Below are 16,096 nucleotides of genomic sequence, written 5' to 3' on the forward strand. Positions count from 1 at the left end.
CGTGTGCGGCTGTTGCGGGGGCGCGCTTTTTTTGCCCCGAGCGCAGGATTCCCCATCGCAATTACCGGGATGGGGCATATATTCATCGCTACAGGAGAGCTGATGAAACACTTGTTTGTCTTTGGAAAAAACCGTTTTGGGCTAGCCGAACCGCGGATTGGATCGGCTGGGATACTGGGGCTGGCGGCTCTGCTTGCCATGGGGCTGCCGTCTGCAGGCCTAGCACAACAGGCTGCCGCTGCTGCCGCGGAGGACGCCGGGGTCATGACGGAAGAGACCACATCGCCTGGGGCAAGCGACGCCGAGGCGCTGGCAGAGGTTGCGGATCCGCCTGCCGACCCGCTGGTGCAATTGGTGCGACCCGGCGCCAGTGTTGATCTCGATGAGCTGATGTGGCTGCATCGGCCCATCGTGGTGTTTGCCGACAGCCCTGCTGATCCACGCTTCCACGAACAGATGGAGCGGTTGGCGGACGGGGCCGAGGCCTTGCTGGAGCGGGATGTCGTCGTGCTGACCGATACCGACCCCGGCGTGAAATCTGCGCTGCGCAAAAAGCTGCGGCCAAGGGGGTTCATGCTGGTGCTGATCGGCAAGGATGGCGGCGTCAAACTGCGCAAACCGCAACCTTGGACCGTGCGAGAGCTGAGCCGGACAATTGACAAATTCCCCTCCCGCCTGCGCGAGGTGGAGGAGCGGCGCGGCAGCTGATCAGGCACGGTCCGCTGCAGGCTGGTGCCGCGGTTGCGGGTGCCGCTGCAACTTGAGTGCCAAGCGCCAAGAAGAGAGCGACGGCGCATCACGCCCCCCCGCCCTGCGCGTAAAACAGGCGTCGGTTGCTGCGATCCACCACCGCCATAAAACGGGCGCGCGGTTCATAAATCAACACAGATGTGGGATCGAGCAGCGCCAAGAGATAAGCGCGGCTGACCTCCTCCAGCATGCAGTCCTTACCAACGATGCCGGCTGCAAAAATGCCGTTGCCGCGGCCCTGATCCATCGTCATCACCTGAACCGAGACCATATTGGGCGACAGGCCGTCGACCTCAAAGGCGACGGGTCGGTTTTTGTCGAGGTGGCGCAGCCCCGCGCGGATCGACCGCGCCTTGGTCAGCAGCGATGAAATGCGGGTCGCCTTCACCTCAAACACGCCTGCAGCGCAGTTGCGGCGGGAGAAGTAATACTGCGTCTCCCCCAGCTGCACCCAATCGCCAACGGCGGCACGGGCCGCCGCCTCATCTTGCAAGGCGCAGCCCGCCAGCCCCGAAAGGGCCAGCGCCACACAGGCGACACGCGCCAGTTTGTGATATGACTGCACCGACATCATGTGGTGTTATTCGAATTCCATGATCACTTCGTCAACGGCGAGGCTGTCACCAGCGGCGGCGTTGATCGCGCTGACCACGCCTTTCCTCTCCGCGCGCAGGATATTCTCCATTTTCATCGCCTCAATCGTGCAAAGCGCCTGACCTTCCTGCACCTCATCGCCGACTTCGACCTCCAGTTTCACCACCAGTCCCGGCATCGGGCAGAGCAGAAGTTTGGAGGTATCGGGGGCGATTTTTTCCGGCATCAGCGTGGCCAGTTCGGCCTGACGCGGGGTGCGGACATGGACCTTCAGATCGGCCCCGCGCGAACGGATGCGGAAACCGCCGGAGACCTTGCCAACCTTGACCACCAGACTGTCATCCCCCACGGTGAGCCGCGCCAACTGGTCGCCGGGCGTCCAGTCGGAGGCGACGCGCAGCGCGCTGCCATCGTCAAAGCGCACGGTGGAGCCGTCACGATCCGCATCAACCGTCACGTTGAAGGCGACATCCTGAAGGGTCACAACCCAGTCGCTGCCGACCTTGCGTTCGTGATTGTCCATCCGCCCAGATACGCGGGTGCGGCGGATTTCCGCAACCCGGTGCATGGCGGCAGAGGCGGCTGCAATCTTGCGCAGATCCTGTTCCGGCAGCTCGACCCCGTTGAAGCCCTCGGGATACTGCTCCTCGATGAAAGCGGTGGTCATGGTGCCTGCGATGAAGATCGGGTGATCCATCACCGCGCTGAGGAACGGCAGGTTGTGGCCAATTCCCTCAACCTCAAACCCATCGAGCGCATCCCGCATTGCCGCAATCGCCGCCTCGCGGGTGGGACCCCAGGTGCAGAGTTTGGCGATCATCGGATCGTAATACATCGAGATTTCGCCGCCTTCAAAAACGCCAGTGTCATTGCGCACAGCAAGCTCACCGGCCGGGGCATCCCCCTGCCATTTGCCGCTGTCATGCAACGGGCCTGCGGCAACCTCCTGCGGCGGACGATAACGGGTCAGACGCCCGATGGAGGGCAAGAACCCCCGATAGGGATCTTCGGCATAAAGGCGGTTTTCAATGGCCCAGCCGTTCAGCTTGACGTCGTTCTGGGTGATCGACAGCGGCTCTCCCCCGGCGATGCGGATCATCTGCTCGACCAGATCGACACCGGTGATCAGCTCGGTGACCGGGTGTTCCACTTGAAGGCGGGTATTCATTTCCAGGAAGTAGAAGTTCTTCTCACCATCGACGATGAATTCCACGGTGCCCGCGGAGGCATATCCCACAGCCTTCGCCAGCGCCACGGCCTGTTCGCCCATGGCGCGGCGGGTGTCTTCATCGAGGAACGGCGACGGCGCCTCTTCCACCACTTTCTGATTGCGGCGCTGGATCGAACATTCCCGCTCCCCCAGATAGATGCCATTGCCATGGGCGTCGCAGAGCACCTGAATTTCGATATGGCGCGGTTGTGTCACAAATTTCTCGATGAAAATCCGGTCATCCCCAAAGGAGTTCGCCGCCTCGTTTTTGGAGGACTGGAAACCTTCACGGGCCTCGGCGTCACTCCAGGCGATCCGCATGCCCTTGCCGCCGCCGCCGGCGGAGGCCTTGATCATCACCGGGTAGCCGATCTCATTGGAGATCTTCACCGCCTCGTCGGCGTCGGCAATCAGCCCCATGTAGCCGGGAACGGTGCTAACACCCGCTTCCTGCGCGATTTTCTTCGAGGTGATCTTGTCGCCCATGCTTTCAATCGCGCCAACCGGCGGGCCGACAAAGGCGACGCCTTCAGCGGCCAGCGCCTCGGCGAATTTGGCATTTTCCGACAGGAAACCATAGCCCGGATGCACCGCCTGTGCGCCAGTTGCGCGGATCGCCTCCATCACCTTGTCGATGACAATATAGGACTGGTTGGCGGGCGGCGGGCCGATATGGACGGCTTCATCCGCCATCTTCACATGCAGGGACTGCTTGTCGGCGTCCGAATAGATGGCAACGGTCTTGATGCCCATCTTGCGGGCGGTCTTGATGACGCGGCAGGCGATCTCGCCCCGGTTGGCGATCAGGATCTTCTCAAACATTGGCTGTCCCTTGTCTTCGGTGTCTTCCGTGAGGCGCGAGGACATGCCCCGCCACGGTCTTGGCTTCGTCGGAGCACAAAAAAGGCCACGCCGGAGAGATCTCCGGGCGCAGCCTTTGTGCGGTGATGGATATGCGGTTCTGGCGCATGCCCGCGCGGGTCAAGCGGTCAGACGTCAGGCCTGTCTGCGGGCAACCGGCCTTAGCACTTGCGCGGATTTTCCTTGCAGTAGATGACATTAGCGGCGGCACCAACGGCAGCACCGGTGACCAGATTGCCATTGAGCAGCGCCGAGCCAACCGCGCCGGCGCCGGCGCCATAGACGACCTGTTCGCCCGTGGTATCGCCACAGGCCGCAAGTGTGGTGCAGAGGCCAAAGGCCGCAAGGATGAGTTTTGCCTGCATGGGGGTGATCCTTCGTTGTGTGATCCAAGCTCTGCACAACTGTTTGCAGCCCCCCGAACAGGAGGCAAGGATATCCGATCTGCATCAAGAGGATGCGCAGAAGCCTGCCAAACACTGGGGGGCAATTGGCAAGCTTCCGCCTTTGCATCCAAGGAAAAAATGGGCAGGCCGCGATTGGGGGGGCAAACCTGCCCTTCCAGGCGAAGGGGCTGGATCAGATGCACGACAGGCTGACCTGTCTTTTTCAGATTGCCTCCAGCCCGGCGCAGAAACATCCCCAGAATTACAAACCACGCGGATTTGGCGAGAAGTCGCGCAAACTGGAAAGTTCCGTGCAAAATTACGCCGAAATCAGCCCAAAAAGGCCTATTTGACCGCCAGTTAGTGTCACCGCCCCGCAGTCCGACGGGCCGCTTTATGGCCCTTAAAACAGGCAGATCCGTGGACGACGCCAGCAACAGATTCGCCGGGTTCCTGTCGTCACCACCGTGCCGCAACCGCCCCACATGGCGGTCACAGCAAAGAGGGCTATGCAGGATCCCGGCCGACATCCTAACGGGCGCTTCCGTCGAAAACCTCGGGAAAGGACAACTGGGCGGCATCGACGTCGATGACCAGCAGTGCCTCATAGCTTTCGGGATCAAACGGGTCTTCAGCCGCGATCACCTCGCGGCCAAACAGCCAGCTGAGACGGCCCGCATCCAGATTGCCCCGTTCAAAAGGCTGATCGCCAAAGCAGTCCCATAGCGCCTGCATGAAACCGGCATCGGCACGCCGGTCCGCCGGACGGCGGTCACGAAACCGCTCGCGCCTGGTGATTGGCGTGACCCCTTTGGGGTTGGGTCGACGAATGATGAATTGAAAATCGGTGCCCGGCAGACGACCGGGGAAGCCGCGGTGTTTTAGCATGATGGTGCCTCCGATCCGGCACCCCGCGGGACGGTGGAGTCCGGCCGCAGGGCCGGACCCCTGTAGTGATTACTTGTATTTGCCGGTGTAGACAGGCTCAGCCGAAATCGGCTCGGGCTCGACAACGACGTATTCTTCTTCCTGCTGTGCGCAGGCTGCGGCGGCTGCAAGCAGGCCCGCGAGGGCAACGAGTTTGATGCTTTTGGACATTTCTGTCTCCCAATTGTGTCTTTGAAACCTGCGCGGGCCACGGCCGGCGCCTGCCTCATCCTCAAATAACAGATCACACGCATGTGATCCGGCGCGAGAATAGCCGAGATGCGCACCGTTTCACATCCCAAAGCCGAACACGGCGGCAGTTCGCAGGATAAAGCTGCAAAAAAGCGCCAGTTTTCAGCCTTGATCGGCGTATTTGTGACGCCGGGAGCGACCGGAGCCAGATGCAACGACCGGAGGTCTCCGGCGCGAATATCCGGTGGCAGACAGGAGATCATCAGAAGGCCTCCCAGATGCAGCTGTCACCTTCGGGGCGGTAGCTTTCGAAGAATTGGGTTGCGGCGGCATCCGCCTCGCCAAAGGGCACTGCACGGTCCGACAGCGAAATCACCACGCGGGCGGGCGCCAGCTGATGCTGCTGCAGGTAGGCCAAGGCAAGTGTCTGGCAGAGGTGGTCCATATCCGGTGCCGCCTGTTCGTAGCTAATTACAGCGAGATCGCGTGCGATCTGTGGCGCCAGAAAGCGGAAGCGCACCCAGAGTTCGCCAGCGGCTTCATCGAGAAGCACCTCATGGAGATCGACGCTCTGCCCCGAGGGCACATCAAAGGGACCAGCATCCGCCTGCCCCGCAGTGCCAAGGCACAGGGCCAACGCAATAAGAGAGGCGCAGGAAACAGATGTGATGACAGGCCCAATACCGCAGCCCCGACCCCAAAAACGATGGGCTCCTCCTGTCGGGGCTGCAGGCGCTGCACACGCGGTGCGCGCTGTCCGATATGAGCTGGCGCGGATCATGGGGCAGATTCGGTTCCGGTGTCAAACAAAGACGCAAATGTGGGCGCTAACGCCCGTGGTCGCTCAAATTGATCGCATTTTGCGAACAATCCACCCTGATTGCCGAGGATTGGTTCCAGACCTCTGATTTCCCACAGGCTTTCCCCGCCATCGCGGCAGCATATCCCGGCAAATCGTGGCGTTGACATCAGGGTTGCATCCTCATCTCCCCTCGCAACCAAGGCGATATTTACCTTTGGCCGCAAGGGTCTGGGTTCAGGAATTCCGGAATGGTCCGGACCTCAAAGAGGGATATTGTCGTGTTTCTTCCACGGGTTTTTCAGCTGCTTGCCCCGCAGCGACGCAAAGGCGCGGCTGACGCGTTTGCGGGTGGATTGCGGCATGATCACCTCGTCGATGAAGCCGCGTTCCGCCGCCACAAACGGATTGGCAAAGCGCTCCTCGTAGTCCTTCGTATGCTCGGCAATCTTGTCTGCATCCGCCAGATCGGCGCGGTGAATGATCTCGGTCGCCCCTTTGGCGCCCATCACCGCGATTTCCGCGGTCGGCCAGGCATAGTTGAAATCGCCGCGCAGATGTTTGGACGCCATCACGTCGTAAGCGCCGCCATAGGCCTTGCGGGTAATGACGGTCACTTTAGGCACGGTCGCCTCACCATAGGCAAAGAGCAGTTTCGCGCCATGTTTGATGACACCGCCGTATTCCTGGCTGGTGCCCGGCAGGAAACCCGGCACATCCACAAGCGTCAGGATCGGGATCTCGAAACAATCACAGAAGCGGACAAACCGTGCAGCCTTGCGGCTGGAATCGATGTCGAGGCAGCCCGCCAGAACCATCGGCTGATTGGCGACAACTCCCACGGTCTGCCCCTCAAGGCGGATGAAACCGGTGATGATGTTTTTGGCGAAATCTTCCTGAATTTCGTAGAAATCCCCCTCGTCCGCGACTTTGTGGATCAGCTCCTTCATGTCGTAGGGTGTGTTGGGATTCTCTGGAATCAGCGTGTCGAGCGAGGTCTCAACGCGGCCCGGCTCATCAAAGAAGGGGCGCACCGGCGGTTTTTCGCGATTGTTCAGCGGCAGGAAGTCGACCAGTCGGCGGACCTCTGCCAAGGCTTCTACATCGTTTTCGAACGCCCCATCGGCCACCGAGGACTTCTTGGTGTGGGTCGAGGCCCCGCCCAGTTCTTCGGCTGTCACGACCTCATTGGTGACGGTCTTCACCACGTCGGGGCCGGTCACGAACATGTAGGATGTGTCTTTCACCATGAAGATGAAATCGGTCATCGCGGGGGAGTAGACCGCGCCGCCGGCACAGGGGCCCATGATGACGGAAATCTGCGGCACCACACCGGAGGCCATGATGTTGCGCTGGAACACTTCGGCATATCCGGCGAGCGAGGCGACGCCCTCCTGAATGCGCGCGCCACCGGAATCATTGATACCAATGACCGGCGCGCCATTCTGCACCGCCATATCCATGATCTTGCAGATCTTTTGCGCGTGGGTCTCCGACAGGGAGCCGCCAAACACGGTAAAATCCTGGCTGAAAACATAGACCATCCGGCCATTGATGGTGCCCCAGCCAGTGACCACGCCATCGCCCGCGGGGCGTTGGTTTTCCATGCCGAAATCGGTGCAGCGGTGCGCCACGAACATATCGAATTCTTCGAAACTACCCTCGTCCAACAGCAGCTCGATCCGCTCGCGCGCGGTCAGTTTGCCGCGCCCGTGCTGGGCGTCGATCCGCTTTTGTCCGCCACCCAGTCGCGCTGCGTTGCGACGGTCTTCTAGCTCGGAAAGGATATCTTTCATGGCCATGCCCCCTGTTGAATTTCAGGCGACCATAAACGCTGAACACGCGAAGCCAAAGGCAATAATGGCAAATTTGCAAAGCATTTGCGTAGAAGCTTCGCTAATTTGCAAATCAGCACAGAACCGCGCAGAGACGGCCGAAGCGGCGGGCGTTCTTGATGTGCTGACGGATGTGCTCGTATCACCGGGGTCGACTAACGGAAACGGAACACCCCCCATGTTACAACCTTCCCAGATCATCCAAGCCATGCAGTTCGACGGGTTCTATACCCGCAACCCGGTCAACACCGACAATGCACCCCGCCTCACCATCACTTATCAGTTCGCGGGCACCTCCGCGCCGGGCGACCTGCCCACCGGCTCGAACTACTCCGGCTGGCAAAATTTCAGCGCCGCAGAGAGAGCCGCCTTCGCTGAGGCTTTCGACCATATCGAGACCTTCCTCAACGTCGATTTTGTCGAGGTCCAAGGTTCCAGTGATCCGGACCTCAACCTTGGCTCGGTAACGATACCGGGCAGCACCGTCGGCATCGGCGGCTACAGCATGAGCTACCGCGGCGATGACATTACCCGCTGGGATGGCTATGCGGTGTTTGATAACACATTGGATATGTCACAGGACAATCGCGAGAGCCTGATCCTGCATGAACTGGGACATGCTCTTGGCCTGCAGCACACCCATGATTCAAACCTACCCGAAGACTATGACAGCAACCTCTATTCTGTGATGTCCTACCGGGAGAATCCGGTGAACGGCCAGGACAGCGATGCAATGATGCTGTTTGATGTGCTGGCACTGCAGGACATCTGGGGGGCTGCGGATTTCAACACCGGCAACACCACGTATCGCGGATCGCGCACGGATACAGTGGATGTGGTTTGGGACACCGGAGGGACGGATACCTTCAACGCCAGCGACCGCACCACTGCGGTGGCGCTGGACCTGCGAGAGATGCATTTCTCCAGTTTTGATGCCGACAGTGATGTGACCATTGCCGAGGGGGTCACCATTGAGAATGCCATCGGCGGCCGCGGACGTGATCGCATCACCGGCAATGATGCAAGCAACCGGCTGGTGGGCGGCGGCGGGCGCGACACGCTGCGTGGCGACGGCGGCAATGACGCGCTGAACGGCAACAGCGGTGTGGATCTGCTGGTCGGCGGAGGCGGCAATGACCGGCTGAACGGCGCTGGCGGCAATGACCGATTGGTGGGCAACAGCGGCGCGGATCTGTTCATCTTTGCCCGCAAGGGCGGCAATGACACGATCCGCGATTTTCAGGATGATATCGACACCCTCCGGATCGTGGGTCACGGCAGCAAAGCGGATGTGCTGGCCCGCGCCAGTGAGGTGGGGGACGATCTCTACTTTGATCTTGAGGGCAACCACAGCATCACCCTGCGCAACATGACGCTGGATCAAATCAGCGACGATCTGCTGGTCTGAGACTGCTAAATATGGACAATCGCCGCGGTGTGACCTAACTCGTTCACATGCGAACCATTCCGCGGCGATTTCTGGACCGCCGGTCCAACCCAAATATCGGCACGCTGATCCTGCTATCAGGACTGTCGGCGCTGGCGATGAATATCTTTCTGCCCTCCCTTCCTGGGATGGCACGGTATTTTGATGCTGATTATAGTCTCATGCAGTTGTCGGTCGCGCTCTACCTCGCGGTGAGCGCGGTGGTCCAGATCGTTGTCGGACCGATATCGGACAAATTGGGACGGCGCCCGGTGATCCTCTGGGGGGTGGCGCTGTTCCTTCTGGCAACGCTGGGCTGTCTTTACGCGCCCTCGGCCGAGATTTTCCTGTTGTTCCGGATGTGCCAGGCGATCGTTGCTTCGGCTATGGTGCTGAGCCGCGCCGCCGTGCGCGACATCTATGACAGCGATCAGGCCGCCAGCATGATCGGCTATGTCACCATGGGCATGGCCGTTGTGCCGATGATCGGTCCGATGATTGGCGGAGCACTGGAGGAAACCATCGGCTGGAAGGCGAACTTCTGGCTGTTGATGGCGCTGGGTGCTGGCACATTTGCGATCGCCTATCTGGATCTGGGTGAAACCGCGCGCAAGAGTGGCAAGACGCTGATGGCGCAGTTTCGTGAATACCCGGAACTGCTGCGGTCGCCGCGTTTCTGGGGCTATTCGCTGGCCTCGGGCCTCTCGTCAGGGGCGTTTTTCGCTTATCTCGGCGGCGCGCCCTTTATGGGGACCCAGGTCTATGGGCTGTCGGCGGCGCAGCTTGGGGTCTATTTCGCCTCCCCCGCCGTTGGCTATTTCGTTGGCAATTTTCTGTCCGGGCGTTACTCTGTGCGGATTGGCCTCAACCAGATGGTATTATGGGGCTGTCTGATCAACGGGATTGGCGTGGCGCTGTCGCTGGGACTGGCGCTGGTTGGCGCAGATAGTGTTTATTCCTTCTTCGGGTTCATGACCTTTGTCGGGTTGGGCAACGGTATGGCGATCCCCAATGCCACGGCGGGTGCCATTTCTGTGCGCCCGCATCTGGCGGGGACAGCCTCTGGCCTGGCAGGGGCGATTATGATTGGGGTGGGCGCGGGTCTCAGCGCTTATGCCGGCTATCTGCTGGTGCCCGGTTCAACCCCGGTGCCCCTGCTGGCGATCATGCTGGGGACCGCCGTTCTGGGCTTCGTCTCGATCCGGGTGGTGATCCGTCGCGAGAAATCATTGGGTATCTGAACCGGGTATCTGAAAGGAGCCGTTCCGCAGCCGGGGCGCTCAACACCTCAGTCCAGCCCCCCTATTGCGCCAATTGATTTGCAATTCTACAATTGCGACACCCTCAGTTTGCAAAGGTAGCTCACATGGCGCAACAGAAACTCTATGCCGGGGCCAAGCTGCGGGAAATGCGGCTGCGCCTGTCGCTGACACAGAAGGAGTTTGCCGCCAAACTGGGCGTCTCCCTGCCCTATCTCAATCAGATGGAAAACAACAACCGGCCGGTGTCGACAACTGTGGTGCTGGCGCTGGCGCAGGAGTTTGGTCTGGACGTGACGGAGCTGTCTGCCGGCGACAGTGAGCGGCTGGTCAGTGACATGCGCGAAGTGATGGCCGATCCTGTCTTTGCCGATGACACGCCCCCGATGGCGGATCTGCGGCTGACGGCTTCCAACGCACCAGCCCTGGCGCGGGCGCTGCTGACCCTGCACCGTGCCTATAGACAGACCCATGAACGGCTGGCCTCACTCGATGAAGCCCTGGGGCGGGAGGATGCGCGCATTCAGGCCTCCCCTTGGGAAGAGGTGCGCGACTTTTTCCATTATTGTGACAACTATATCGACGCGGTCGACCGCGCGGCAGAGAATTTCTGCGGGCGGCTGGATGCGCGCAGCGCGGCAATCGCGGCGCTGGATCAGGCCGGGATCAGCGTGGTGTTCGGCGATATCGACGGGCTGCGCAAATTTGATCCGGCGGGAAAGGTGCTGCGACTGTCCAACCGGGCTTCGCCGCAGACACAGCTGTTTCAGCTGCTGTTGCAGGTGGCACTGCTGCATCAGAATGACCTCTTGGAGGCGACGCTGGATTTTGCAAAATTCCACAGCGACGCGGCCCGTTCCATTGCCAAGATCGGGTTGGCCAATTACTTCGCCGGGGCGGCGATGATGCCCTATCGGCAGTTTCTGGAAGCGGCGGTCGAATGCCGCCACGATCTGGAACTTCTCTCCACGCGCTTTGGCGCCTCAATCGAGCAGGTGGCCCACCGGCTGTCGACGCTGCAGCGCCCCGGTGCCAAGGGGGTGCCGTTTTTCTTTGTCCGGGTGGATCAGGCGGGCACAATCACCAAGCGCCACTCGGCCACCAGATTGCAATTCGCCCGTTTCGGCGGCGCCTGTCCCTTATGGAATGTGCACCGCGCGTTTGAAACGCCGGGGCGGTTCCTACGGCAGCTGGCAGAGACGCCGGACGGGGTGCGCTATATCTCGCTGGCGCGGGATGTCTCAAAACCCGGCGGCTCCTTTGGCTCACCGGTGCGCCGCTATGCCATCGCGCTGGGATGTGAGGTCCGCCACGCCGATGCGCTGGTCTATGCGGATACGCTGGATGTGAGCCAGGACAGCGCCTATGAGCCGATCGGGATTTCCTGCCGCATTTGCGAGCGGCGCGACTGTCATCAGCGGTCGGTGCCACCGCTGGAACGTCGGCTGAGCATCGACACCGACCAACGCGGCGTGCTGCCCTATGAGGTGAGCTGACCGTGTCGGCTGCGGCACAATTCCTTACAGAAGGACGTTGCTAAGGGGTTCGCAGGGGCCCTGATCCCCGGGTGGCGCAGCGGCCTGCACACAAGACAGGCAGATCAGCCGCGCAGCCGGGTCAGAAGTGTGGACACAAAGGAGGCTTTCCGGGGCGGCTCCACAACATCCGGATGGCTGATGTCCTCGGCGGTCAGGACCCGGCGCACAGCCGCCAGAATTTCGGCATCGCTGTCAGTCCCAGCGGTTCCGTGCATGTCCTCACCAAAAACAGTCTGGCAGCTCTGTTCCATCTGGCGTCTCCTCAACTCTGACCGCTTCGGCAATGATCCGCGCCGAAGCCCATTCGTTTGCTGTATCCAGACTATACGAAAGTGTGGGAGATCACCCTATTTTGCCTCAAATTTGATGAAATTTGGTTAATCTTCGCGGTGCGGCGGAAACAGTCACCCCCTATTGCTGCATTGTTTCCACAACCTGCGCAGCCGTGGCGTGCCGGGTCTGTTTTCTGCAGGCTTCATGACCAATATGGCCCCTTCGTTGAACCGTCCGAATTACACCCTCAATAACAAAAGGGCGCCCAAGGCGCCCTTCCGCGCTGTATATTCGGCAGAGTTCACGCCTTGGACAGAATGCCCCAGATTTCATCCTTCAGTGCGGCGCGCTGTTTGCGCAGGCCGGTTTCGACCTCGGCGCTGACCGGTTCCACATTGGTTTCCGCACGATGCACCGCTCGGTTCACCGCGTGATACTCATCCGAAAGTTTGGCAAAATGCGCGTCAGATTGTTTCAGCTGGCTGATCTGCGCGGTTTTATCGGGGAATTCTTCGGCCAGCTCATGTGGGGTGTTGGACATCTGTTCGCTCCTTTTTCTCAGCGTCAGCCAGAGCTTAAGGCGACGGCCTGCCAGCCACTTTGACGCGGATCAAACGCCCGGCGGCAGCGCATAAAAAAGACGCCCGCGCAACATTGTGCAGCGGGCGTTTCAGGAATCGTTACCAAGGGCGATCGTGATACCGGGATCGCCGTATAGTGGTTAGCGCTGTGAGCCTTCCCAATTCGGGTTGAACCAGGGTTCCGCATTGGACGACGGCAGGCGGCGGCCCAGAATATGGTCGGAGGCCTTCTCGCCGGTCATGATCGAGGGTCCATTGAGGTTGCCATTGGTAATGCGGGGAAAGATTGAGCTGTCGGCAACGCGCAGACCCTCAACGCCGATGACCCGGCATTCCGGATCAACCACCGCCATCGGATCCTCCACCGCACCCATCTTGCAGGTGCCACAGGGGTGATAGGCGCTTTCAACGTGCTCTCTGATGAAACCGTTCAGCTCTTCGTCAGACTGCAGCGCGTCGCCGGGCTGGATCTCATGTTTGACGAAGGGTTTCATCGCATCCTGCGCAAAGACTTCGCGGGTCAGGCGGACACATTTGCGGAAATCCTCCCAGTCCTTCTCGGTCGACATATAGTTGAACAGGATCTTCGGCGCGTCCTTGGGGTCGGCAGAGGCCAGCGTGACCTCCCCGCGCGAATCCGACCGCATCGGGCCGACATGGGCCTGGAACCCGTGGCCTTCAGCTGCGGCCTGCCCGTCGTAGCGCACGGCAATCGGAAGGAAGTGGTATTGGATATCCGGGTAGTCCACGCCCTTGTCAGAGCGGATGAACGCGGCGCTTTCGAACTGGTTTGAGGCCCCCAGGCCGGTTTTGGTGAAGAGCCACTGCGCGCCGACCAACGCCTTGCCGAAGAGGTTCCAGTATTTGAACAGCGTAATCGGCTGTTTGGAGGCGAACTGGAAGTAGAATTCCAGATGATCCTGCAGGTTTTGCCCGACGCCGGGGCGGTCAACCACAACCTCAATACCATGTTCGGCCAGATGTTTCGCCGGACCAATGCCGGAGAGCATCAGCAGCTTGGGCGAGTTCAGCGAAGATGCCGCAAGAATGACCTCGGCCTTTGCCCGGATCACTTCGATCTTGCCGCCGCGCTCGACCTCCACCCCAACGGCGCGCCCGTCCTCAATGACCACCTTGCGCGCCAGGGCGCGGAGCATCTCGCAATTGTCGCGCTTCAGGGCAGGTTTCAAATAAGCGTTGGCAGCCGACCACCGCTGGCCCTTGTGGACCGTCATTTCCATCGGGCCAAAGCCCTCTTGCTGCTCGCCGTTGTAATCCTTGGTCACCGGATAGCCGGCCTGCTCCCCTGCCTTGACGAAGGCTGCGTGCAGCGGGTTGTCGCGGGGGCCGCGGGTCACATGCAGCGGGCCGTCGGTGCCACGCCAGTCGGGATCGCCGCCATGGCCACGGTCATCCCAGGTTTCCATGCGTTTGAAATAGGGCAGCACGTCGGCGTAGGACCAGCCCGCAGCGCCGCTGTCGGCCCAATGGTTGTAATCGCCCGCATGGCCGCGCACATAGACCATCCCGTTGATCGAGGACGACCCGCCAATCACCTTACCACGTGGGCAGACCAGTTCACGGCCCCCCAGATGCGGTTCCGGCTGGGATTTATACCCCCAGTCGTACATCGACATATTCATCGGATAGCTCAGCGCGCCAGGCATCTGGATGAAGGGGCCCGCATCTGTGCCCCCGTGTTCGATGACCAGCACCGATTTCCCGGCCTCACTGAGCCGATACGCCATGGCACAGCCGGCTGATCCGGCGCCGACAATCACATAATCCGCATTCATTGCGTCTCTCCATTGCGGATTCGGGGTGGGTCAAGGATGCCTGTGGCACCGCGCCCTGGCGCGGCTTGTCCTTGAGGCATCCCGAATCTGCCTCATCATTGTTCTGGTCTGCTGAGGACGCAAAGCGCCCTCAGCGACCTCTCAGCAACCCCTTCCCTTTTGCCCTTTTGGGCAACGGGGCGGGTGGGTGGGCGTGGCCCAAAAGGGCAATCAGAACGCCGCTTCGACGTCGCCCATGCGGACGTAGACGGATTTCACCTGGCTGAAGTGCTTGATCGCCTCTTTCGAGTTCTCGCGGCCGACGCCAGAAGCTTTCACCCCACCAAACGGCGCCTCTACCGGCGCGTCATTGTAGGAGTTGATGAAGCAGCTGCCCGCCTCAAGGTTGCCAATCACGCGGTGGGCGCGGGTGAAATCCTTGGTGAACACACCAGCCGACAGACCGAATTCGGTGTCATTGGCGCGGGCCACGACCTCTTCCTCGGTCTCAAAATCGAGGACGGACATGACCGGACCAAAGATTTCTTCGCGCGCAATCGTCATCTCGTCGGTCACATCAGCAAAGACGGTGGGCTGGATGTAATAACCGTCCATATCCGCGCGCGCGCCGCCGCAGATCACGCGGGCGCCCTCTTCCTTGCCCTTCTCGATATAACCCAGCACGATGTTCATCTGGTTCTCGGTGACCATCGGGCCAAAGCTGGTGGCCTCATCCATCGGGTCGCCGAGGATGGCGTTGCCGGTGCGCTCGGCCAGACGGGCGAGGAATTTTTCCTTGATGCCTTTTTGCACAAACACGCGGGTGCCGTTTGAACAGACCTGGCCGGAGGAGTAGAAGTTGCCGTTGATGGCACCGCCCACAGCGTTGTCAATGTCAGCGTCATCAAAAATGATCAGCGGCGACTTGCCGCCCAGTTCCATGGTGACGTGCTTCATACCTGCGGCGGCGGCGGCATAGACTTTCTTGCCGGTCGGCACCGAGCCGGTCAGCGAGACCTTGTCGACGCGCGGATCAGTGACCAGCGCGCCGCCCACTTCGCCCATGCCCTGGACGACGTTGAAGACACCCGCAGGGGCACCAGCCTCAATCAGGATCTCGGCGACTTTCAAGGCACATAAGGGTGTGGTCTCGGACGGCTTAAACACCATGGAATTACCGCAGGCCAAGGCAGGCGCGCCTTTCCAGCAGGCAATTTGCGTCGGGTAGTTCCAGGCACCGATGCCCACACACAGGCCCAGTGCCTCGCGCTTGGTATAGACCCAGTCCTCGCCCAGCGGGATATGCTCACCGGTCAGCGAGGCCGCCAGACCGCCGAAGTACTCCAGCGCATCGGCACCGGAGGTGGCGTCGGCGACCAGCGTTTCCTGCAGCGGTTTGCCGGTATCATAGGTTTCCAGCACGCTGAGATCGCGGTTGCGCTCGCGCATGATATCGGCAGCGCGGCGCAGAATGCGGCCGCGTTCGGTGCCGGTCATTTTGGCCCATTCTTTCTGGGCTGCTTTGGCGGTGGAGAGCGCCTGTTCGACGATCGCCGGAGTTGCGGCATGGACGGTGGCGATCTGCTCGCCTGTGGCGGCGTAGATCACCGGGATCGGCGTGCCGGCGGTGTCCTCGACGTATTCGCCGTTGATAAAGTGGCTGGCTTTGGGTTGTGCGGGGTGTGTCATG

At 60.8% G+C, this 16,096-nt stretch carries 15 protein-coding genes; 4 read left to right on the plus strand and 11 right to left on the minus strand.

Features of this window, described 5'->3' with window-relative positions:
* Positions 1-102 precede the first annotated feature (102 nt).
* Positions 103-708, plus strand: a complete 606-nt coding sequence (locus tag phaeop14_RS09770) for a DUF4174 domain-containing protein (RefSeq protein ID WP_040170450.1) — start codon at positions 103-105, stop codon at positions 706-708.
* An 88-nt stretch (positions 709-796) separates the two neighbouring features.
* Here phaeop14_RS09770 and phaeop14_RS09775 read toward each other — a convergent pair whose 3' ends face one another.
* From phaeop14_RS09775 to phaeop14_RS09805, 7 genes are all read right to left on the minus strand, one after another.
* A complete protein-coding gene (locus phaeop14_RS09775; RefSeq protein ID WP_241770547.1) occupies positions 797-1,321 on the minus strand; it encodes a hypothetical protein in 525 nt (174 codons plus the stop codon).
* Between the two features lie 9 nt (positions 1,322-1,330).
* A complete protein-coding gene (locus tag phaeop14_RS09780; RefSeq protein WP_096790275.1) occupies positions 1,331-3,376 on the minus strand; it encodes an acetyl-CoA carboxylase biotin carboxylase subunit in 2,046 nt (681 codons plus the stop codon).
* A gap of 200 nt (positions 3,377-3,576) precedes the next feature.
* Positions 3,577-3,780 (minus strand): hypothetical protein, encoded by a 204-nt coding sequence (locus tag phaeop14_RS09785; RefSeq protein ID WP_040170447.1) that lies wholly within the window; start codon positions 3,778-3,780, stop codon positions 3,577-3,579.
* A gap of 552 nt (positions 3,781-4,332) precedes the next feature.
* Complete coding sequence (locus phaeop14_RS09795) at positions 4,333-4,689, minus strand: SH3 domain-containing protein (protein WP_014875159.1); 357 nt, start codon at positions 4,687-4,689, stop codon at positions 4,333-4,335.
* 69 nt (positions 4,690-4,758) lie between these two features.
* Positions 4,759-4,899, minus strand: a complete 141-nt coding sequence (locus phaeop14_RS19745; protein WP_014880466.1) for a hypothetical protein — start codon at positions 4,897-4,899, stop codon at positions 4,759-4,761.
* Positions 4,900-5,182: 283 nt separating this feature from the next.
* Positions 5,183-5,557 (minus strand): DUF6497 family protein, encoded by a 375-nt coding sequence (locus phaeop14_RS09800; RefSeq protein ID WP_244905746.1) that lies wholly within the window; start codon positions 5,555-5,557, stop codon positions 5,183-5,185.
* A gap of 425 nt (positions 5,558-5,982) precedes the next feature.
* Positions 5,983-7,515 (minus strand): acyl-CoA carboxylase subunit beta, encoded by a 1,533-nt coding sequence (locus phaeop14_RS09805; protein ID WP_040170441.1) that lies wholly within the window; start codon positions 7,513-7,515, stop codon positions 5,983-5,985.
* A 217-nt stretch (positions 7,516-7,732) separates the two neighbouring features.
* Here phaeop14_RS09805 and phaeop14_RS09810 point away from each other — a divergent pair, with 217 nt between their 5' ends.
* The 3 genes from phaeop14_RS09810 to phaeop14_RS09820 all read left to right on the plus strand — a co-directional run bounded on the left by phaeop14_RS09810 (position 7,733) and on the right by phaeop14_RS09820 (position 11,735).
* On the plus strand, positions 7,733-8,962 hold the full coding sequence (locus phaeop14_RS09810; RefSeq protein WP_244905747.1) for a M10 family metallopeptidase: 1,230 nt from the start codon (positions 7,733-7,735) through the stop codon (positions 8,960-8,962).
* A gap of 47 nt (positions 8,963-9,009) precedes the next feature.
* Complete coding sequence (locus phaeop14_RS09815; protein ID WP_096789415.1) at positions 9,010-10,221, plus strand: multidrug effflux MFS transporter; 1,212 nt, start codon at positions 9,010-9,012, stop codon at positions 10,219-10,221.
* Positions 10,222-10,346: 125 nt separating this feature from the next.
* A complete protein-coding gene (locus phaeop14_RS09820; protein ID WP_040170434.1) occupies positions 10,347-11,735 on the plus strand; it encodes a helix-turn-helix domain-containing protein in 1,389 nt (462 codons plus the stop codon).
* A gap of 104 nt (positions 11,736-11,839) precedes the next feature.
* Here the strand turns inward: phaeop14_RS09820 and phaeop14_RS09825 are convergent, their stop codons facing one another.
* From phaeop14_RS09825 to betB, 4 genes are all read right to left on the minus strand, one after another.
* Positions 11,840-12,028 carry a hypothetical protein gene (locus phaeop14_RS09825; RefSeq protein ID WP_040170432.1) on the minus strand — a complete coding sequence of 63 codons (189 nt, stop codon included), beginning with the start codon at positions 12,026-12,028 and terminating at the stop codon, positions 11,840-11,842.
* A 323-nt stretch (positions 12,029-12,351) separates the two neighbouring features.
* A complete protein-coding gene (locus phaeop14_RS09830; RefSeq protein WP_096789416.1) occupies positions 12,352-12,591 on the minus strand; it encodes an HP1242/YdcH family protein in 240 nt (79 codons plus the stop codon).
* A gap of 180 nt (positions 12,592-12,771) precedes the next feature.
* Positions 12,772-14,427: a choline dehydrogenase gene (gene betA, locus phaeop14_RS09835; protein WP_096789417.1), complete on the minus strand. Its 1,656-nt coding sequence runs from the start codon at positions 14,425-14,427 to the stop codon at positions 12,772-12,774.
* Positions 14,428-14,637: 210 nt separating this feature from the next.
* On the minus strand, positions 14,638-16,095 hold the full coding sequence (betB, locus tag phaeop14_RS09840) for a betaine-aldehyde dehydrogenase (protein ID WP_096789418.1): 1,458 nt from the start codon (positions 16,093-16,095) through the stop codon (positions 14,638-14,640).
* Position 16,096 lies beyond the last annotated feature (1 nt).

This window comes from Phaeobacter piscinae (assembly GCF_002407245.1).
GTDB classification, from domain to species: domain Bacteria; phylum Pseudomonadota; class Alphaproteobacteria; order Rhodobacterales; family Rhodobacteraceae; genus Phaeobacter; species Phaeobacter piscinae.